Origin of the sequence: Paracoccus mutanolyticus (assembly GCF_003285265.1) — a bacterium.
Classification (GTDB): Bacteria; Pseudomonadota; Alphaproteobacteria; order Rhodobacterales; family Rhodobacteraceae; genus Paracoccus; species Paracoccus yeei.
This window is the reverse complement of record NZ_CP030239.1, coordinates 2,157,340-2,176,178: the sequence shown is the minus strand read 5'-3', so window position 1 is coordinate 2,176,178 and position 18,839 is coordinate 2,157,340. Positions and strand designations below refer to the sequence as shown.

General features: G+C 66.6%; 16 protein-coding genes and 4 pseudogenes. 14 read left to right on the top strand and 6 right to left on the bottom strand.

Going from position 1 to position 18,839, the window contains the following annotated elements:
• Positions 1-208: 208 nt before the first annotated feature.
• The 9 genes and pseudogenes from sucC to DPM13_RS11705 all read left to right on the top strand — a co-directional run bounded on the left by sucC (position 209) and on the right by DPM13_RS11705 (position 10,852).
• Positions 209-1,438: an ADP-forming succinate--CoA ligase subunit beta gene (gene sucC, locus DPM13_RS11745; protein WP_112888762.1), complete on the top strand. Its 1,230-nt coding sequence runs from the start codon at positions 209-211 to the stop codon at positions 1,436-1,438.
• 1 nt (position 1,439) lies between these two features.
• Positions 1,440-1,940 (top strand): hypothetical protein, encoded by a 501-nt coding sequence (locus DPM13_RS11740; RefSeq protein WP_099648812.1) that lies wholly within the window; start codon positions 1,440-1,442, stop codon positions 1,938-1,940.
• Between the two features lie 58 nt (positions 1,941-1,998).
• Positions 1,999-2,881, top strand: a pseudogene (sucD, locus tag DPM13_RS11735) (succinate--CoA ligase subunit alpha).
• A gap of 580 nt (positions 2,882-3,461) precedes the next feature.
• Positions 3,462-6,424, top strand: a pseudogene (locus DPM13_RS11730) (2-oxoglutarate dehydrogenase E1 component).
• Between the two features lie 2 nt (positions 6,425-6,426).
• Positions 6,427-7,977 (top strand): 2-oxoglutarate dehydrogenase complex dihydrolipoyllysine-residue succinyltransferase, encoded by a 1,551-nt coding sequence (odhB, locus tag DPM13_RS11725; RefSeq protein ID WP_112888076.1) that lies wholly within the window; start codon positions 6,427-6,429, stop codon positions 7,975-7,977.
• Positions 7,978-8,116: 139 nt separating this feature from the next.
• Complete coding sequence (locus tag DPM13_RS11720) at positions 8,117-8,374, top strand: hypothetical protein (protein WP_112888075.1); 258 nt, start codon at positions 8,117-8,119, stop codon at positions 8,372-8,374.
• Positions 8,374-8,766 (top strand): MAPEG family protein, encoded by a 393-nt coding sequence (locus tag DPM13_RS11715; RefSeq protein WP_112888074.1) that lies wholly within the window; start codon positions 8,374-8,376, stop codon positions 8,764-8,766. Before DPM13_RS11720 ends, DPM13_RS11715 begins: the two co-directional genes overlap by 1 nt.
• Before the next feature lie 45 nt (positions 8,767-8,811).
• Positions 8,812-10,206 (top strand): dihydrolipoyl dehydrogenase, encoded by a 1,395-nt coding sequence (lpdA, locus tag DPM13_RS11710; protein ID WP_112888073.1) that lies wholly within the window; start codon positions 8,812-8,814, stop codon positions 10,204-10,206.
• A gap of 151 nt (positions 10,207-10,357) precedes the next feature.
• Complete coding sequence (locus tag DPM13_RS11705) at positions 10,358-10,852, top strand: lytic transglycosylase domain-containing protein (RefSeq protein WP_112888761.1); 495 nt, start codon at positions 10,358-10,360, stop codon at positions 10,850-10,852.
• Between the two features lie 124 nt (positions 10,853-10,976).
• Here the strand turns inward: DPM13_RS11705 and DPM13_RS20860 are convergent, their stop codons facing one another.
• Positions 10,977-11,264 (bottom strand): DUF1127 domain-containing protein, encoded by a 288-nt coding sequence (locus DPM13_RS20860; protein ID WP_189654644.1) that lies wholly within the window; start codon positions 11,262-11,264, stop codon positions 10,977-10,979.
• A gap of 191 nt (positions 11,265-11,455) precedes the next feature.
• Complete coding sequence (locus DPM13_RS11695) at positions 11,456-12,358, bottom strand: IS5 family transposase (RefSeq protein WP_112888760.1); 903 nt, start codon at positions 12,356-12,358, stop codon at positions 11,456-11,458.
• A gap of 61 nt (positions 12,359-12,419) precedes the next feature.
• Here DPM13_RS11695 and DPM13_RS11690 point away from each other — a divergent pair, with 61 nt between their 5' ends.
• Positions 12,420-13,325 (top strand): LysR family transcriptional regulator, encoded by a 906-nt coding sequence (locus DPM13_RS11690; RefSeq protein WP_112888071.1) that lies wholly within the window; start codon positions 12,420-12,422, stop codon positions 13,323-13,325.
• On the opposite strand, the gene DPM13_RS11685 is transcribed toward DPM13_RS11690, so the two are convergent.
• Positions 13,297-13,740 carry a GNAT family N-acetyltransferase gene (locus DPM13_RS11685; RefSeq protein WP_080621809.1) on the bottom strand — a complete coding sequence of 148 codons (444 nt, stop codon included), beginning with the start codon at positions 13,738-13,740 and terminating at the stop codon, positions 13,297-13,299. The genes DPM13_RS11690 and DPM13_RS11685 overlap by 29 nt on opposite strands.
• Entirely contained in the window at positions 13,737-14,576 is an 840-nt protein-coding gene (locus DPM13_RS11680; RefSeq protein WP_112888070.1) for an AAA family ATPase, read from the bottom strand. Before DPM13_RS11680 ends, DPM13_RS11685 begins: the two co-directional genes overlap by 4 nt.
• Positions 14,577-14,735: 159 nt before the next feature.
• Here DPM13_RS11680 and dksA point away from each other — a divergent pair, with 159 nt between their 5' ends.
• Genes dksA through DPM13_RS26060 form a run of 4 tightly spaced genes read left to right on the top strand, consistent with a single transcriptional unit; the run spans position 14,736 to position 16,336 of the window.
• The gene (gene dksA / locus DPM13_RS11675; RefSeq protein ID WP_028720374.1) at positions 14,736-15,158 is read left to right on the top strand and encodes an RNA polymerase-binding protein DksA; all 423 of its coding nucleotides are present in this window, start codon (positions 14,736-14,738) and stop codon (positions 15,156-15,158) included.
• A gap of 46 nt (positions 15,159-15,204) precedes the next feature.
• On the top strand, positions 15,205-15,639 hold the full coding sequence (locus tag DPM13_RS27040; RefSeq protein WP_112888069.1) for an FAD-dependent oxidoreductase: 435 nt from the start codon (positions 15,205-15,207) through the stop codon (positions 15,637-15,639).
• A gap of 8 nt (positions 15,640-15,647) precedes the next feature.
• Positions 15,648-16,127 (top strand): Rossmann-fold NAD(P)-binding domain-containing protein, encoded by a 480-nt coding sequence (locus tag DPM13_RS26065; RefSeq protein WP_189654643.1) that lies wholly within the window; start codon positions 15,648-15,650, stop codon positions 16,125-16,127.
• Complete coding sequence (locus DPM13_RS26060) at positions 16,043-16,336, top strand: Rossmann-fold NAD(P)-binding domain-containing protein (protein ID WP_112888067.1); 294 nt, start codon at positions 16,043-16,045, stop codon at positions 16,334-16,336. The genes DPM13_RS26065 and DPM13_RS26060 overlap by 85 nt, the downstream gene beginning before the upstream one ends.
• A 76-nt stretch (positions 16,337-16,412) precedes the next feature.
• On the opposite strand, the pseudogene glmM reads toward DPM13_RS26060, so the two are convergent.
• Positions 16,413-17,743: pseudogene (gene glmM, locus DPM13_RS11655) on the bottom strand (phosphoglucosamine mutase).
• Positions 17,740-18,704: pseudogene (folP, locus tag DPM13_RS11650) on the bottom strand (dihydropteroate synthase). Before folP ends, glmM begins: the two co-directional pseudogenes overlap by 4 nt.
• Positions 18,705-18,839 lie beyond the last annotated feature (135 nt).

Below are 18,839 nucleotides of genomic sequence, written 5' to 3'. Positions count from 1 at the left end.
ATCGCCAGACCCGCTCCGGGACAGGCCCCCGCATCCGCCGCGGGGCCTTTTTCGTGCCGACTCGTGCGGACAGCGCGGTTCGGGAATGCTTGCGTTAACAGTACAGCGGCTTTGTGATCACAGCCTGAAAGGGCGTGATCACAAAGCCGCAAAACACGCGCCTTTTATGCATTTTGCGGCGCTTATCGCTTTGGCCCCCCGCCCGGATATGCCACAAGCCCGCCAACCGACAATTGCGGAGATACAGCATGACCATCCTGAAAAGGCCAAGGCGCTGCTGCGTCACTACGGCGCGCCGGTCTCGGACGGCCGGGTCGTGACCAAGGCCGACGAGGCGAAGTCCGCCGCAGGCGAACTCGACGGGCCGCTCTGGGTCGTCAAGGCGCAGATCCACGCCGGTGGTCGCGGCAAGGGCCATTTCAAGGAAGCCGCAGCCGGTGAAAAGGGCGGCGTCCGCCTGGCGAAATCCGTGGCCGAGGCCGAGGAACTGACCCGCCAGATGCTGGGCCGCACCCTGGTCACGCACCAGACCGGCGAGGCCGGCAAGCAGGTCAACCGCATCTACATCGAGGACGGCAGCGACATCGAGCGCGAGCTGTATCTGGCGCTGCTGGTCGACCGCGGCGCCTCGCGCATCAGCTTCGTCGCCTCGACCGAAGGCGGCATGGACATCGAGGAAGTCGCGGCCTCGACGCCCGAAAAGATCGTCAGCTTCAGCGTCGACCCCGCCTCGGGGCTGTCGGATTTCCACGGCCGCCGCGTGGCCTTTGCCCTGGGTCTGACCGGCGGCCAGGTCAAGCAATGCGTGGCGCTGATCAAGAACCTGTATCGCATGTTCATCGAGAAGGACATGGAGATGCTGGAGATCAATCCGCTGATCGTGACCAAGGAAGGCAACCTCAAGTGCCTCGACGCCAAGATGGGCTTCGACAACAACGCGCTTTATCGTCAGCCCGACATCCTGGCGCTGCGCGACGAGACCGAGGAAGACCCGAAGGAGCTCGCGGCCTCGAAGTTCGACCTGAACTACATCGCGCTGGACGGCGAGATCGGCTGCATGGTGAACGGCGCGGGCCTGGCGATGGCCACCATGGACATCATCAAGCTCTACGGCGCCGAGCCTGCGAACTTTCTTGACGTCGGCGGCGGCGCCACCAAGGAAAAGGTCACCGAGGCGTTCAAGATCATCACCTCGGACCCGAACGTCAAAGGCATCCTGGTCAACATCTTCGGCGGCATCATGCGCTGCGACATCATCGCGGAAGGCATCATTGCCGCGGTGAAGGAAGTCGGCCTGCAGGTCCCGCTGGTCGTGCGGCTTGAGGGCACCAACGTCGATCTGGGCAAGCAGATCATCGGTGAATCCGGCCTGAACGTGATCGCGGCGGACGACCTGTCGGACGCGGCGCAGAAGATCGTCAAGGCGGTGAAGGGCTGAGATGAAAGGGCGTTCCGTCATTGCATCGCTTACGGTCCTGCTTGCCGCCTGTTCGATGAGCCTGTCTCCCGAGCAAAGCAGCAAGCTTGACCGTGAATACCGTCCGGTGGTGAACACCTTCATTCCGGAATGCATTGCCGCTGCTTCGGGCAAACAGCCGAATTACGCGGCGATCCGGGCACTGGGCTATACCCAGCGCAATGCCATGATCGGTTCCGGAGTCTATCTCGCACCGGCCGGCAAGGGCCTTCTCAGCAAAGAGGGCATCAAGCTGGTTCCCGGGAAAGGTTGCTTCGCGGACCACGACGGCATCTCCGGTGTTGCCATGGGCGGCCTGCAAGAGACCGGCCAGGTCTGGGTGCGCGCCCTCGAGGCCGCAGGCTACCAGAACACGAGCAGCAATCCGTCCAGTTTCAGCTTTGTCGCCAATGGCGTGAAGATGAATTTCTATGGAACGAGATCCGACGGAACGAACACTTTCTCGATCAGAAAAGCCGACTGAGCCCCATGGTCGCGAGCGTCGCGACCAACATGCGACATATGAATTAGAGGGAGCCATTATGGCCGTTCTCGTCAACAAAGACACCAAAGTCATCTGCCAGGGCCTGACCGGCTCGCAGGGGACGTTCCACACCGAACAGGCGATCGCCTACGGCACCCAGATGGTCGGCGGCGTGACGCCGGGCAAGGGCGGGTCCGAGCACCTGGGCCTGCCCGTGTTCAACTCGGTCCACGAGGCCGTGGCGAAAACCGGCGCCAACGCCAGCGTGATCTATGTCCCGCCGCCCTTCGCGGCCGACTCGATCCTGGAAGCCATCGACGCGGAAATCCCGCTGATCGTCTGCATCACCGAAGGCATCCCGGTCCTTGACATGATGAAGGTCAAGCGCGCCCTGCAGGGCAGCCAGTCGCGGCTGATCGGCCCGAACTGCCCCGGCATCATGACCCCCGACGAATGCAAGATCGGCATCATGCCGGGCTCCATCTTCAAGCGCGGCTCGGTCGGCGTTGTGTCGCGTTCCGGCACCCTGACCTATGAGGCGGTGAAGCAGACCTCGGACGTGGGCTTGGGCCAGTCCTCGGCCGTCGGCATCGGCGGCGACCCGATCAAGGGCATGGAGCATATCGACGTGCTGCAGATGTTCGCTGACCGCCCACTCGCCAAGCTTCCGAAGGCCGTGGCGGAGCAACTGGCCGAGGAAGAGGCGAACGCCGGGGACCCGGCCAACGAGGCTTGAACAGAATGATATGGAACCAACGGCCGGCTTCATCGCGGGCCGCACCGCGCCGAAGGGCCGCCGCATGGGCCATGCCGGCGCCATCGTCTCGGGCGGCAAGGGCGACGCGGAAAGCAAGATCGAGGCCATGAAATCGGCCGGAATCATCGTCGCCGACAGCCCGGCGGGTCTGGGCGAAGCGGTGCTGAAGGCCATCGGGCGCTAAGCCGCGCCCCCTTTTCGGGGGAACGGTAACGTCTTCGTAGGACTTTTGACTTAGCTGTGGCCCCTGCCTACCTTGGGGCCACAGAGCAACCGCAGGTGATGTGTTGGATCGCAGGATCGCCAGTTCGGACCTTGGCTCGCCCCCCCGCAGGGGCGCGGCCTGCGTCCTTTTGCTGACGGCGCTGCTGGTCGCGGCCTGCGGCCGTGGCCCGACCGAGGACGTGTTGCGCGGCGGCGTGCCGGCCCGCACCGACCTGCACCGGACCACCGGCCTGCCGCCGCACGCGGTGCGCACCGTCAACCGCAACGACGCGGGCTGGCGGCTGATCTATCACCCCGGCAATGCGCCGCCGGACGCCGACCAGCAGGCCAGTCCGTGCGTTGCAGTGGAAGGCCGGGTTGTTCGACCACCTGATGCGGCTGCCCCTGGCATTCTTCGACGACCCGGGTGCCGCCAAGATCGATATTCTTTGTGCGTGACGGACCATGACCCCGCCCGCACGACCCGCCGACCCGCAGATGGCCATTCTGCACCTTCACCAGCCGCCAGAGCGCGACGGCAAGCAACTGGACGATCAGAAATGAACGATCAGTCCGCCAACGCGACCTGCCACGCCTCCAGCTCTGGCCGGTTCGAACCCGAACTATCCGCCAAAGCTCTATGGCCAGTGGGCCAAGGACCCCTCGGCGGTGGACGCGGCCTGGGATGCCTTCTTCCGCAGCCTGGGCGATGACGAGACGACCGTCACGCGCGAGCCAAGGGCGCCAGCTGGCGCCGGGCCGACTGGCCGCCCGCGCCCAGCGACGAGCCACCTCGGCGCTGACCGGCGAATGGCCGATGCTGCCCAAGGCCGAGGCCAAGGCGGCGCTGGACAAGATCGCCGGCAAGGCCGCCGAAAAGGGCGTCAGCCTGAGCGACGACCAGCTCAAGCGCGCGGTGCTGGACAGCGTGCGCGCCATCATGCTGATCCGCGCCTTCCGCATCCGCGGCCACCTGCATGCCGACCTTGACCCGCTGGGCATGCGCGAGATCCCCGACCACGGCGAACTGAAGCCCGAAACCTACGGCTTCACCGACGCCGACATGGACCGGCCGATCTTCATCGACAACGTGCTGGGCCTGCAGGTCGCCTCGATCCGCCAGATCGTGGATCTGATGAAGCGCACCTATTGCGGCACCTTCGCCATCCAGTTCATGCACATCTCGAACCCCGAGGAAGCGGCCTGGCTGAAGGAGCGGATCGAGGGTTACGGCAAGGAGATCGCCTTCACCCGCGAGGGGCGCCGCGCCATCCTGAACAAGCTGGTCGAGGCCGAGGGCTTTGAAAAGTTCCTTCATGTCAAGTACATGGGCACCAAGCGCTTCGGCCTGGACGGCGGCGAGGCGCTGATCCCCGCGATGGAGCAGATCATCAAGCGCGGCGGCGCGCTTGGCGTCAAGGAGGTGGTGATCGGCATGCCGCACCGCGGCCGCCTGTCGGTGCTGGCGAACGTGCTGAACAAGCCCTATCGGGCGATCTTCCACGAATTCCAGGGCGGCAGCTACAAGCCCGACGACGTGGACGGCTCGGGCGACGTGAAATACCACCTCGGCGCCTCCTCGGACCGGACCTTCGACGACAACACCGTGCACCTGTCGCTGACCGCGAACCCCTCGCACCTGGAGGCGGTGAACCCGGTCGTGCTGGGCAAGGTCCGCGCCAAGCAGGACCAGCTGTCCGACCAGACGCACCGCACCTCGGTCCTGCCGATCCTGCTGCACGGCGACGCGGCCTTTGCGGGCCAGGGGGTCGTGGCGGAATGCCTGCAGCTTTCGGGCATCCGCGGCCACCGCACCGGCGGCACCATCCATATCGTCGTGAACAACCAGATCGGCTTTACCACGGCGCCGCATTTCAGCCGCACCTCGCCCTATCCGACCGACATCGCCCTGATGGTCGAGGCGCCGATCTTCCACGTCAACGGCGACGATCCGGAGGCCGTGGTCCATGCCGCCAAGGTCGCGACCGAGTTCCGCCAGAAGTTCCAGAAGGACGTCGTGATCGACATCTTCTGCTATCGCCGCTTCGGTCACAACGAAGGCGACGAGCCGATGTTCACCAACCCGGCGATGTACAAGACCATCAAGGGCCACAAGACCACGCTGCAGCTTTACACCGAGCGCCTGGTCGCCGACGGCCTTGTCCCCGAGGGCGAGATCGAGGAGATGAAGGCCGCGTTCCAGGCCCATCTGAACGAGGAATACGAGGTCGGCAAGAACTTCAAGCCGAACAAGGCCGACTGGCTGGACGGCAAGTGGTCGGGGCTCGAGGCCGAGGGCGCCGAATACAACGCCGGCAACACCGGCATCAGCCCCGAGACCATGGCCGAGCTTGGCACCGCACTGACCCGCGTGCCCGAAGGGTTCGAGTTGCACAAGACCGTCGGCCGCCTGCTGGAAGCCAAGAAGCAGATGTTCGAAACCGGCAAGGGCTTCGACTGGGCGACGGGCGAGGCGCTGGCCTTCGGCTCGCTGCTGGTCGAGGGGCATCCGGTGCGCCTGGCGGGCCAGGATTCAACCCGCGGCACCTTCTCGCAACGCCATTCGGCCTTCATCGACCAGGTCACCGAGGAACGCTACTATCCGCTGAACCACATCCGGGGCGGGCAGGCGCGCTACGAGGTCATCGACTCGATGCTGTCGGAATATGCGGTGCTGGGCTTTGAATACGGCTATTCGCTGGCCGAACCCAACAGCCTGGTCCTGTGGGAGGCGCAGTTCGGCGACTTCGCCAATGGCGCGCAGATCATGTTCGACCAGTTCATCAACTCGGGCGAGAAGAAATGGCTGCGCATGTCGGGCCTGGTGGTGATGATGCCCCACGGCTTCGAGGGTCAGGGGCCCGAACACAGCTCGGCCCGGCTTGAGCGCTGGCTGCAGATGTCGGCCGAGGACAACTGGATCGTCGCGAACTGCACGACACCCGCGAACTATTTCCACATCCTGCGACGCCAACTGAAGCGCCCGTTCCGCAAGCCGCTGATCCTGATGACGCCGAAATCGCTGCTGCGCCACCCGCAGGCGGTCTCGACGGCGGACGAGTTCACCACCGGCTCGACCTTCCACCGGGTGCTGTGGGACGACGCGCAGCGCGGCACCGCCTCGCTGACGCTGAAGCCCGACAGCGAGATCCGGCGCGTGGTGATCTGCTCGGGCAAGGTCTATTACGACCTGCTGGCTGCACGCGACGCCGCCGGGGCCGACGACGTCTATCTGATGCGCCTGGAACAGTTCTATCCCTTCCCCGCGCAGGCGATGTCCAAGGAACTTGACCGCTTCAAGGACGCCGAGATCGTCTGGTGCCAGGAAGAACCCAAGAACATGGGCGGCTGGACCTTCGTCGAGCCGAACCTGGAATGGGTGCTGTCGCGCATCGGCGCCAAGCACGGCCGCGCCCGCTATGTGGGCCGTGCCGCCTCGGCCTCGCCGGCGACCGGCCTTGCCTCGCGCCACAAGGCCGAGCAAGAGGCGCTGGTCAACGAAGCCATCACGATCGGGGCATGACGATGGCCGTGGAAGTGCGCGTCCCCGCGCTGGGGGAATCGGTATCCGAGGCGACCGTCGCCACCTGGTTCAAGAAGCCGGGCGACAGCGTGGCAGTCGACGAGATGCTGTGCGAGCTGGAAACCGACAAGGTGACGGTCGAGGTTCCCTCGCCCGTCGCCGGCAAGCTGGCCGAGATCGTTGCCCCCGAGGGCGAGACCGTCACCCCGAACGCCCTGCTGGCCCAGATCGCCGAGGTCGGCAACGCGGGCCCCGAGGAAATGTTGCCCAAGCACGATGCGGGCGCGAAGCCCCAGGAAGGACAGAAGAAGATGAGCGGAAAATCCATCGACGTGATGGTGCCCACCCTGGGCGAAAGCGTCACCGAAGCCACCGTCGCCACCTGGTTCAAGAAGGTCGGCGACAGCGTCGCCCAGGACGAGATGCTGTGCGAACTGGAAACCGACAAGGTTTCGGTCGAGGTGCCTAGCCCCGCCGCCGGCGTGCTGGCCGAGATCCTGGCCGATGAAGGCACGACCGTTGATGCGACTGCCCGGCTTGCCATCATCACCGAAGGCGCGGCCGGCGCGGCGCCCGCGCCCTCCAAGGCCGAGCCCGAGGCGAAGAAGGCCGCTGCGGTGGAATCCCCCGGCGCCGGTCCCGAGACGCCGAAGCCCCGCGCCGATGTCGAGGACGCGCCCTCGGCCAAGAGGGCCATGGCCGAGGCCGGCGTCAGCCGCGACGCGGTCACGGGCACGGGCCGCGACGGCCGCGTCATGAAGGAAGATGTCGCCCGCGCCGGCTCGGCGCCCGCGCCTTCGGCCGCCCCTGCCCCGGCCGCGGCGCCCCGCGCCCCGAGTTCGGCCGAGGATGCCGCGCGCGAGGAGCGCGTCAAGATGACCCGCCTGCGCGCCACCATCGCCCGCCGGCTCAAGGACGCGCAGAACACCGCCGCCATGCTGACCACCTATAACGAGGTGGACATGTCGGGCGTCATGGACCTGCGCAACAGCTACAAGGACCAGTTCGAGAAGAAGCACAAGGTCAAGCTGGGCTTCATGTCCTTCTTCGTGAAGGCCTGCTGCCACGCCCTGAAGGAAGTCCCCGAGGTCAACGCCGAGATCGACGGCGGCGATGTGGTCTACAAGCACTTCGTCCACATGGGCGTCGCCGTCGGCACCCCGAACGGCCTGGTCGTTCCGGTGGTGCGCGACGCCGACCGCAAGAGCTTCGCCCAGATCGAGAAGGAGATCGCCGAACTGGGCGCCAAGGGCCGCGACGGCAAGCTGACCATGGCGGAAATGCAGGGCGGCACCTTCACCATCTCGAACGGCGGTGTCTATGGCTCGCTCATGTCCTCGCCCATTCTGAACCCGCCGCAGTCGGGCATCCTGGGCATGCACAAGATCCAGGAACGACCGGTGGTCGTGAACGGCCAGATCGTCATCCGCCCGATGATGTATCTGGCGCTGAGCTATGACCACCGCATCGTCGACGGCAAGGGCGCCGTGACCTTCCTGGTCCGCGTGAAAGAGGCGCTGGAGGATCCCCGCCGCCTGCTGATGGACCTGTAACAGCATCGGGGGCGGCCAGGCGCCGCCCCCTTTCCCTTCGGGGTGGCGCAACTCTTTCCGGCCTGTCTGGTTGAGCCGCGCCAGGGCCCGCCTGCCGACCGTGCCGGCCGGCCCTCGACCCGACCCCAGGAGTGAAGCCATGACCCAGATGATCGCCCACTATACCGTCGCGGATTTCGCCGCCTTTCGCAGCCAGTTCGACCAGGACGCCGAGGATCGCGGCAACAACAGCCTGTCCCTGCTGCAGCTGTGGCACGAGGACGACCGCAATGCCTGGGCGCTGTACCAGGTGGCGGACGCCACCCGGGCGCGGGACTATCTGCAAGGCGCCGCCGGTGTCTTCAACAGCCGGGCCGGCGTCCTGTCGGCGGATTACCATTTCGTGGAGACGGTCTGATGGCTGCCGAAACCACGGCCCTCGCGCTGGCCGCGCTGCTGCAGGCGGCGCAGATCGGCCTTGCGGGGGCCGCGATGAACCGGGACGTGGGGCTGGACTGGAACGCCAGCCCGCGCGACAGCCAGCCGCAGTTCTCGGTCCTGACCGGGCGGCTGCGGCGCGCCGTCGACAACCATTTCGAAGGGCTGATCCTGTTCACCATCGCCGTGCTCTTGGTGATGGTCACGGACACCGACAGCCTGGTCACGGCGGTCTGCGCCTGGCTCTATCTGTTCGCCCGCCTGCTTTACGTTCCGGCCTATGCCTGGGGCTGGTCGCCCTGGCGTTCGCTGATCTGGGCGGTGGGCTTTCTTTCGACGCTGGTGATGATCGTCGCCAGCCTGCTGACCTGAACCGAAGCGGCGCGGACGGCGCCGTGCTGCTGCAAGGAGACCTGAATGTCCACCTATGACCTGATCGTGATCGGGGCCGGCCCCGGGGGCTATGTCTGCGCCATCCGCGCAGCCCAGCTGGGCTTGAAGGTCGCCTGCGTCGAGGGCCGCGAGACCCTGGGCGGCACCTGCCTGAACGTGGGCTGCATCCCGTCCAAGGCGCTGCTGCACGCCAGCCACCTGCTGCACGAGACGCATGAGAACTTCGACAAGATGGGCCTGACCGGCGCCCATGTCACCGTCGACTGGACCAAGATGCAGGGCTACAAGGCCGAGACGGTCGCCGGCAACACCAAGGGCATCGAGTTCCTGTTCAAGAAGAACAAGATCGACTGGATCAAGGGCTGGGCCGAGATCGAGGGGCCGGGCAAGGTCAAGGTCGGCGATACGGTGCACGAGACGAAGAACATCGTCATCGCCTCGGGCTCCGAACCCGCATCGCTGAAGGGCGTCGAGGTCGACAATGCCGGCGGCGTGGTGGTCGATTCCACCGGCGCGCTGGCGCTGCCCCAGATCCCGAAATCCATGGTGGTGATCGGCGCGGGCGTCATCGGGCTTGAGCTCGGCTCGGTCTATGCGCGGCTTGGGGCCGAGGTCACGGTGGTCGAATTCCTGGACATCATCACGCCCGGCATGGACGGCGAGGTGCAAAAGCAGTTCCAGAAGATCCTGACCAAGCAGGGGCTGAAATTCGTGCTGGGCGCGGCGGTCTCGGGCGTCACGACCGGCCAGGACGGCGCCAAGGTCGCCTATACCCTGCGCAAGGACGACAGCGAGCACGTGATCGAGGCGGAAACGGTTCTGGTCGCCACCGGCCGCCGCCCCTATGTCGCGGGTCTGGGCCTGGACAAGGTCGGGGTCGAGTTGACCGAGCGCGGCTTCGTCAAGGTGGACGGCCACTGGCAGACCAGCGTGAAGGGCATCTACGCCATCGGCGACGCGGTGCCCGGCCCGATGCTGGCCCACAAGGCCGAGGACGAGGGCATGGCAGTGGCCGAGGTCATCGCCGGCAAGCACGGGCATGTGAATTACGACGTGATCCCCGGCGTGATCTACACCACCCCCGAGGTCGCATCGGTCGGCCTGACCGAGGAAGCCGCCAAGGAAACCGGCCGCAAGATCAAGGTCGGCAAGTTCCCCTTCATGGGCAATGCGCGCGCCAAGGCCCTGTTCCAGGCCGAGGGCTTCGTCAAGATGATCGCCGATGCCGAAACCGACCGGGTGCTGGGCTGCCACATCATCGGCCCCGGCGCGGGCGAGTTGATCCGCGAGGTCTGCGTGGCGATGGAATTCGGCGCCTCGGCCGAGGATATCGCGCTGACCTGCCACGCCCACCCCACCTGTTCGGAAGCGGTGCGCGAGGCGGCCCTGGCCTGCGGTGACGGCGCCATCCACGTCTGAAGCCGCATCGGCGGATCCTTACCGATTCAACCATGAATTGATGGCGGGAAACCGCCGACGGGCCGCTCCTCATCGGCGCGGCCCGAAACTTTCGATTCCCAGGATGCCGCCGCTGTGGCTAATCGACGGCAAGGATAAAACGAGGGCACAGATGAAAGCGTTGATCCAAGTGCTGGCACTGGGCGGTATATTTGCTCTGGGCGCCTGTGGCGACAACCGCGTCGATCCCGACCGCCGCTATCTGGTCGAACCCCGCGTCTCGGCGGCCCAGACGATGCGCCTGCATCCCAACGAGACGCCCGAACTGCGCCGGCTGATCGACAAATATGCGACCGAATACCAGGTCCCGGTCGATCTGGTCCACCGCGTCATCATCCGCGAATCGCGCCATCGTCCCGGCGCCCGCAACGGCCCCTATTACGGGCTGATGCAGATGCTGCCCGCCACCGCGCGGGGCATGGGCTACAAGGGCGGCGCCTCGGGCCTGCTGGATGCGGAAACCAACCTGAAATACGGCGTGAAATACCTGCGCGGCGCCTATCTGGTGGCCGGCGGCAATTACGACGGCGCGGTGAAATGGTATTCTCGCGGCTATTACTACGAGGCCAAGAAAAAGGGCCTGCTGGACGAAACCGGGCTGCGCTGAATACAGCCCGACCCGACCGACCGGCCCGCCGCAAGGCGGGCTTTTTCGTTGCGGGTTGCGATGTGCGCTTCGGAACGCAATCGGCCGCTGTCCTGCGGCCTGCCAGGGCTGGGTGCGTCCTGCGCTAGCCGATCCACCCCTTCCGTCGTGCGTGCGCCTTGGCTGCCAGCATATCTGATGCGTTCAATCGAAGCGGCAGGCGGGCAGCGCATGCCACCTCTGCCCGGCTCACGCCGATATCGTCCAGAATCTGGTCGTCCAGGCGAAGCAAGTTCAGGAACGCGTCGCGCCTCTCCCTGTTCTGACGATAGGTTTCAAACAGTCCTCGCAGCCGCGAAAACGAGCCACGCAGGGCAGTTCCGATCCACGGGTTACGTGAGGGCGGGTTCATGGTGCATGTTTCCTTGGCCATCCTGACCTCCTTTGTTGAGGTCAAGGTCGCATGGCGATATTCTTCAATACAGCGCATAGTTCTTAGTGTATCGTTCAGGAAAATTGATCGAGACGGGCCATGCAACCGCAGCAGAACAATCTTCTCGAACCGACCGTCTGAAGACCGGACCCTTCTGAAGACATTCGTGACCATCTCCGAGACCGGGAACTTCACGAGCGGGTGAAGCTGTTCAGGACCGCGACCCTGACTTGGAACTCGGCCACCTGACGGTCGAAGTCCCGCGCGGACAGGCGTTGGCCCAGCAACTTGACGCAGTGCATCTTGGTCTCGGCCCGGCTTCGGCGGTGATAGCCGCTCCATCGTCGCCAGATGGTCCGACCGACGCGCTTCGATGTGCGCAGGATTTCGTTCCGAGCGATGGCCCCGGCGGTGTCGGGCTTCCAGGGCTTGGCGTTCTTTCGGGGCGGAATGATTGCGGCGGCGCCCCGGGCAGCGATGGCATCATGACACTTGCGCGTGTCGAAGGCACCGTCGGCGGTGACGGTGGCGATCTCCTGATCGGGCGGGATCTGGTCCAGCAGCTCAGGTAGTATGGGCGCATCACCGATCCCACTCGTGGTGAATCCAGCTGCCCGGACTTCCAAGGATTTCTCGTCAATTCCGATGTGGATCTTGCGCCAGACCCTGCGTTTAGCGCCGCCATGCTTGCGGGCGTTCCACTCGCCTTCGCCTTCAACCTTGATGCCAGTGCTGTCGACCAGCAGGTGCAGCGGCCCATCCGACCCACGATAGGGAATGCTGACCTTCAGGGTTTTCTGGCGACGGCTAAGCGTGCTGAAGTCCGGCACCGCCCAGTCCAGACCGATCAGCCGTAGCAGGCTCTCGACGAACCCAGTGGTCTGTCTTAGCGCCAGGCCGAACAAAACCTTCATCGTCAGGCAGGTTTGGATGGCGGCATCGCTATAGTCGTGCTGGCGGCCACGCTTGCCGGTGGGCTCGGCTTCCCAAGTCATGGCGGGGTCAAACCATATCGTCAGCGAACCCCGACGCTTAAGCGCTCTATTGTACGCGGGCCAGTTCCTGGTCTTGTAGGTTGGCGGTGTAGGTTGGATATTCTTCAATACAGCGCATAGTTCTTAGTGTATCGTTCAGGAAAATTGATCGAGACGGGCCATGCAACCGCAGCAGAACAATCTTCTCGAGACCGACCTTCTGAAGACATTCGTGACCATCTCCGAGACCGGGAACTTCACGGTCGCGGCAAAACGGGTGTTCAGGACTCCGTCGGCGGTCAGCATGCAGATCAGGCGGCTTGAGGATCAGCTGGGGCGCGCCCTGTTTGTCCGGCACCCGCGCCATGTGACGCTGACCGCAGACGGCGAGGCATTTCTTGTCCATGCCAGGGACATCCTGCGCATCAATGACGAGGCTCTGTCCCGCTTTAGGGTGCCGCAGCTTGAAGGACGGGTCCGGTTCGGCGCCCCCGACGATTTCGGCGTGCGCTCTCTTCCCGCGATCCTGTCACGCTTTGCCGCGACCCATCCCCTTGTCGAGGTCGAGGTCTTTCTGTCGACCAGCGCGATCCTGGCCCGGCGGTTCGAGGCGGCAGAGATCGACATGATCCTCACCGTCTCGGCCCAATCCGATCCGGCACCGGGAGAGGTCATTCATTCGGAGCCTCTCGTCTGGGTCGGCGCCCGCGACGGCATGGCATTCTCCAGGACCCCCGTGCCGCTCGCCCTGTCCTCGCATGGATGCCCCTGGCGGGCCGCGGCCCTTGCCAGCAACATTGAAAAGCACGGGGTGGATTTCAAGATTGCCTGCCGCATCTTCGAGGCCGCCGCCGGTCAGGTGGCGGCAGTCATGGAGGACACGCGGCGCGATTACGGTGAGAGGCGGATGAACAGCATCGGCGAGGTTGCCGGAGTCCTCGTCCTGGTGGTCACTCATACCGATCGAAACGGTGTCATACGGCTCGGCGGCGCAGGCTTTTGCGGATCATGTGCGTGCGAGCTTTGGCCGGCACGAATGACCGCGACGGGCAAAAGCCCTACCCCAGCCGCCGCTGATACCGGATGAAGGGCGAGCGTTGCGCCACCTTGTCGTAAAGCATCCGGCCCGCATAATTGTCCTCGGCCGTCAGCCAGTAGACGGCGGGGACGCCCGCCGCATCGGCGGCGGCATAGACCGCCTCGATCAGCGCCCGCGCCACCCCGCGCCCGCGCGCCTGCGGGTCGGTGAACAGGTCCTGCAGATAGCAGACGCCCTCGTCCCGCCACAGGTTCGGGTGAAAGACGTAATGCACCAGCCCCAGCAGCCCCGTTCCGTCATCAAAGACCAGCCCGCGGAAATCCCGCGCATCCCGCGCCATCAGCCGGGCGAAGGCCTTGTCATAGAAACCCCGGGGCCGGTCGGGAAAGCCGTAGAACGCCTGATAACCCTCGTAAAGCCGCTGCCAGGCCGCGCGGTCGTCGGGGCGCAGGTCGCGGATCATCGCTGCCGCCGCGCCAGAAAGGCCAGCCGCTCGAACAGGGCCACATCCTGTTCGTTCTTCAGCAGCGCACCGTGCAGCTTGGGCAGCACCTCGCCCGCCGGGCGCTTCAGGTCCTCGGGGGACAGGTCCTCGGCCAGGATCAGCTTCAGCCAGTCCAGCAGTTCGCTGGTCGACGGCTTCTTCTTCAGCCCCTGCACCGCGCGCAGTTCAAGGAACTGGGTCAGCGCCTCGTCCAGCATGCGGGGTTTCAGCCGGGGGAAATGCACCTCGACGATCTTCTGCAGCGTCTCGGCATCGGGAAAGCGGATGTAGTGAAAGAAGCAGCGGCGCAGGAACGCGTCCGGCAGTTCCTTTTCGTTGTTCGAGGTGATGACGACCACTGGCCGGTGCCGGGCGCGAATCGTCTCTCCGGTCTCGTAGACGTGAAACTCCATCCGGTCGAGTTCCTGCAGCAGGTCGTTCGGAAACTCGATATCGGCCTTGTCGATCTCGTCGATCAGCAGGACGACCTTGCCCGGCGCCTCGAAGGCCTGCCACAGCTTGCCCTTGCGGATGTAATTGGCGATGTCGTGGACGCGCCCGTCCCCCAGCTGGCTGTCGCGCAGCCGCGACACGGCGTCGTATTCGTAAAGCCCCTGCTGCGCCCGGGTCGTTGATTTCACGTTCCATTCGATGATCGGCAGGCCCAGGCTGGTTGCCACCTGGCGCGCCAGTTCGGTCTTGCCGGTGCCCGGTTCGCCCTTGACCAGCAGCGGCCGTTCCAGCGTGATCGCGGCGTTGACCGCCACCGCCAGGTCGGGCGGCACCACATAATCCGGGGTCGAAGAAAACTGCATCCGCCTGTCCCTTGTGCAACGCCGGCAGCCTAGAAGCCTCGCCCGGGCTTCGCAAGCGCAGGCGGCCCGACCTGCCGGAAAGGCATAGTGACATTCCGCCGGGCTTCCTTTAAGGGGGCCGCAAGGAGCTGGCACAGAGCCCCGGCTCCCGGAGGAACGATGAAAGCCCAGACCTTTCTGCCCGAAGATTATCGCCCCGCCGAAGACGAACCTTTCATGAATGAGCGGCAGCTCGAGTATTTTCGCCGCAAGCTGGTCGCCTGGAAGCAGGAGCTTCTGGACCAGTCCGCCGAAACGCTGGAAGGCTTGCAGGACAGCGCCCGCAACGTGCCAGACCTGGCCGACCGCGCGTCCGAGGAAACGGACCGCTCGCTGGAACTGCGCACCCGCGACCGCCAGCGCAAGCTGGTCAGCAAGATCGACGCGGCCCTGCGCCGGATCGAGACCGGCGAATACGGCTATTGCGAAATGACCGGGGAGCCGATCAGCCTGAAGCGACTGGATGCCCGTCCGATCGCGACCATGACGCTGGAAGCGCAGGAAAGACACGAGCGGCGCGAACGCGTCCACCGCGACGACTGATCCCTGGGGCGCGCATGTGCCCCGTGCACCTGCGCCATCAAGCCGCATGTCCAAGCTGCATTCCCTGTCCATTGCCATCGTCGGCGCCGGAATCGCGGGCCTGACCGCCGCGACGGCGCTGGCCCGGCGCGGCGCAAGCGTCACCGTCCACGACGCGCCGATGCGCTGCGCGAGGTTGGCGCGGGGCTGCAACTCTCTCCCAATGCTCTGCGCATCCTCGACGCCCTTGACCTGTGGCCCCGGCTGCAGGCGGTCTCGGTCCCGTCCGAGCGGGTCGAGCTGCGCGATTCCTCGGCCCGGCTGGTCGCCAGGCTGGACTTTGCGCGGTACCGGCCGAAGGACCGCTTTCGCCTGGTCCACCGCGCGCGGCTTCTGGAGCTGCTGGCCGATGCCGCCCGGGACGCCGGCGCCCGCATCCTTCTGGACCAGGATATCGCCACGCCGCCGCAGGCCGACCTGGTCGTCGGGGCCGACGGGGTGAAAAGCCGCATGCGTCCCCTGCTGAACGGGCCCGAAATTCCCTTCTTCACCGGCCAGACCGCCTGGCGCGCCGTGATCCCGGCCGAGCCGGGGGCCCAACCCGCCGCCCAGGTCTTCATGGGCCCGGGGCGGCATCTCGTGAGCTATCCCGTGGGCCAGGGAATGCGCAACATCGTCGCCGTGGTCGAACGCCCCGACTGGCGGGACGAGGGCTGGTCCCAGCCGGGCGTCCCGCCGATCTGCGCGCGGCCTTCGGCCATTTCGGCGGACCGGCTGCCGGACTGGCTGGCGGCGGTCGATCAGGTCAGCCTGTGGGGCCTGTTCCGCCATCCCGTCGCTGCACATTGGCAGCGCCCCGCGGGGCAAGGCCCGGCGCTGGTCTGTTGGGCGACGCCTGCCATCCGATGCGCCCCCACATGGCGCAGGGGGCCTGCATGGCGATCGAGGATGCCGCCGTGCTGGCGCGCTGCCTTTCCGAGGACGCGCTGACCCCGGCCCTGGCGCGCTATCAGGCGCTGCGCCAGCCCCGTTGCCAGCGCATCGTCAAGGCGGCGAACGACAATGCCCGCAATTACCACCTGCAGGGCCCGGCCCGCGCCGTGGCCCATGCCGGGCTGCGCGCCGTCTCGACGCTTGCGCCCGCCCGCCTGATCGAACGCTTCGCCTGGCTCTACGATTACGATCCGACGGCGCTCTGACCGGTCGGCGGCAGGCTTTCTCCGTTTTTCAAATACCCAAGTGACGGCGGCGCCACCAGGGACGCCGCCGCAGGGTTCAGGCCGCCTTCTCGACCGCCGCGACGATGCCGTCGACGACCTCGCGCAGGACATGCTCGTCCTCGGCCTCGGCCATCACGCGGATCAGGGGCTCCGTGCCCGACTTGCGGATCAGGACGCGGCCCTGGCCGTTCAGCCGCGCCTCGGCCCGGGCGATCTCGGCCTTGACGGCCTCGGCCGACAGCGGGTCGGCGCCTTGGGCATAGCGCACGTTCTTCAGCATCTGCGGCACCGGCTGAAACTGCGCCACCAGGTCCGAGGCGCGCCGGCCGCTGTCCGACAGCGCCGCCAGGAACTGCAACCCCGCGATCAGCCCGTCGCCGGTGGTGGCATAGTCGGTCATCACGATATGGCCCGACTGCTCGCCCCCCAGGTTGAAGCCCGCGCCGCGCATCCGCTCGACCACGTAGCGGTCGCCGACGGCGGTGCGCTCCAGCCGCAACCCGCGGTCCTGCAGGAACCGCTCCAGCCCCAGGTTCGACATGACCGTAGCGACCAGCGCGCCGCCGCGCAGCCGGCCCTGGTCCGCCCAGCGGCCCGCCAGCAGCGCCATGATCTGGTCGCCGTCCGCCACCTGGCCCTTTTCGTCGATGATCATCACCCGGTCGGCGTCGCCGTCCAGGCTGATGCCCAGGTCGGCGCCGTGCTCCAGCACCGCCCGCGCGCAGGCCTCGGGGTGGGTCGAGCCCACGCCCTCGTTGATGTTGTTGCCGTTCGGATGAACGCCCAGCGGGTCTCGGCCCCCAGTTCCCACAGCACGTCCGGCGCGGCGCGATGGCGGCGCCAGGCGCATGTGATACATCTTCGCGCCCAGCCGCTGGCCGGCGGCCATGAAGGCGTCGGCATAGTCCAGCGCCCGCGGCCGTCGTCGATGCGCTTGGCGCGACCGATGTTCTGGGGTTGCGCCAGGTCGATGGCACCCGCGACGATGCGCTCGATCTCGGCCTCGGCCTCGTCCGACAGCTTGAAGCCGTCGGGGCCGAAGAACTTGATGCCGTTGTCCGCCGCCGGGTTGTGGCTGGCCGAGATCATGATGCCCAGGTCCGCCCGCATCGACCGCGTCAGATAGCCCACGGCGGGCGTCGGCACCGGCCCCAGCAGCAAGACGTTCATGCCCGTGCTGGTCAGCCCGGCCGTCAGCGCGTTTTCCAGCATGTAGCCCGACAGACGGGTGTCCTTGCCGATGACGACGCGGTGATGGTCCTGCCCGCCCCGGCGGAAATAGCGCCCGGCGGCGGAGCCCAGGCGCAGCGCCAGCTCGGCCGTCATCGGATGGCTGTTGGCGCGGCCCCGGACGCCGTCGGTGCCGAAAAGTTTCCTGCTGCTCATTCGTCCCCCCCGGTCACGGCGCGCCACAGCGCCAGACCCTGCCTCGTTTCTTCCACGTCATGGACGCGGTGGATCTGTATGCCCTGCGCGACCCCCGCCAGCGTCACCGCCAGCGTCCCGGCGGCCCGGTCCGCCGCGCGCGCCGCGCCGCCGATGGCGCCGATGAAGCCCTTGCGGGACACCCCCAGCAGCACCGCGCAGCCCAGACCGTGAAGACGAGATCCGTCGCAGGATCGCATTATGCGCCTGGGTCTTGCCGAAACCAATGCCCGGGTCGATCACGATCCTGTCGCGGGGGATTCCCGCCGCCTCGGCCCGGGCGATGCGTTCGGCCAGCGCGTCATAGACGTCCAGCAGCACGTCGCCATAGGTGGGATTGTCCTGCATCGTCTCGGGGATGCCCTGCGCGTGCATCAGGCACAGCGCGACGCCCGCCCGCGCCACCACCCCCGCCATGCCGGGATCGAAATCCAGTCCCGAGACATCGTTGACCATCTCTGCCCCCGCCGCGATGGCGGCTTGGGCGACCGCCGCCTTGCGGGTATCGACCGAGACGGGGCCAGGCCGCGCGCGGCGCCGATGACCGGCAGGATCCGGGCGGTTTCGTCGGGCACCGGCACCTCGGCCGCGCCGGGGCGGGTCGATTCGCCGCCCACGTCCAGGATCGCGGCGCCCTGCGCGACCAGCGCGCGGGCGTGGGTCGCGCCGTCATAGCGGCCGCCGTCCGAAAAGCTGTCGGGCGTGGCGTTCACGATGCCCATGTCCGGGGGCGGTCCAGCGACAGACCCAACACCGCGGGGCGTGGCGCGGTCAGCGCCTCCAGCACCTCGGGCGGGGCGCTGTCGACCACACGGGGGGGCTGGCCCCGCGCCAGTAGTTCCAGTTGCGAAAAGCGCACCCAGCCGCCGGCAAGGCGCCAGCGGCCGTGGTCGCAGGGAATAGGACGGAAATAGTCGCTCATGCGCCGTTCCTAGCCCCGGCGGCCGGCAAAGCAAAGGCCGCTCACAGCCGCCCGGTCGGGATGGAAAAACCTGCGGGGGGCGCGGGCGGCGCCTCGCCGTCGCGCAGGGCCCAGTCCAGCCGCGTAGCCCCGAGC

Excerpts from the sequence above, each read along its gene's own strand:
- DPM13_RS26060 (WP_112888067.1), top strand. The coding sequence starts at position 16,043 with ATGCGCCCCCACATGGCGCAGGGGGCCTGCATGGCGATCGAGGATGCC.
- lpdA (WP_112888073.1), top strand. The coding sequence starts at position 8,812 with ATGTCCACCTATGACCTGATCGTGATCGGGGCCGGCCCCGGGGGCTAT.
- odhB (WP_112888076.1), top strand. The coding sequence starts at position 6,427 with ATGGCCGTGGAAGTGCGCGTCCCCGCGCTGGGGGAATCGGTATCCGAG.
- sucC (WP_112888762.1), top strand. The coding sequence starts at position 209 with ATGCCACAAGCCCGCCAACCGACAATTGCGGAGATACAGCATGACCAT.
- DPM13_RS26065 (WP_189654643.1), top strand. The coding sequence starts at position 15,648 with ATGCGTCCCCTGCTGAACGGGCCCGAAATTCCCTTCTTCACCGGCCAG.
- DPM13_RS11720 (WP_112888075.1), top strand. The coding sequence starts at position 8,117 with ATGACCCAGATGATCGCCCACTATACCGTCGCGGATTTCGCCGCCTTT.
- DPM13_RS11685 (WP_080621809.1), bottom strand. The coding sequence starts at position 13,740 with ATGATCCGCGACCTGCGCCCCGACGACCGCGCGGCCTGGCAGCGGCTT.
- DPM13_RS11680 (WP_112888070.1), bottom strand. The coding sequence starts at position 14,576 with ATGCAGTTTTCTTCGACCCCGGATTATGTGGTGCCGCCCGACCTGGCG.
- DPM13_RS27040 (WP_112888069.1), top strand. The coding sequence starts at position 15,205 with ATGTCCAAGCTGCATTCCCTGTCCATTGCCATCGTCGGCGCCGGAATC.
- DPM13_RS11740 (WP_099648812.1), top strand. The coding sequence starts at position 1,440 with ATGAAAGGGCGTTCCGTCATTGCATCGCTTACGGTCCTGCTTGCCGCC.
- DPM13_RS11690 (WP_112888071.1), top strand. The coding sequence starts at position 12,420 with ATGCAACCGCAGCAGAACAATCTTCTCGAGACCGACCTTCTGAAGACA.
- DPM13_RS11715 (WP_112888074.1), top strand. The coding sequence starts at position 8,374 with ATGGCTGCCGAAACCACGGCCCTCGCGCTGGCCGCGCTGCTGCAGGCG.
- DPM13_RS11705 (WP_112888761.1), top strand. The coding sequence starts at position 10,358 with ATGAAAGCGTTGATCCAAGTGCTGGCACTGGGCGGTATATTTGCTCTG.
- dksA (WP_028720374.1), top strand. The coding sequence starts at position 14,736 with ATGAAAGCCCAGACCTTTCTGCCCGAAGATTATCGCCCCGCCGAAGAC.
- DPM13_RS20860 (WP_189654644.1), bottom strand. The coding sequence starts at position 11,264 with ATGGCCAAGGAAACATGCACCATGAACCCGCCCTCACGTAACCCGTGG.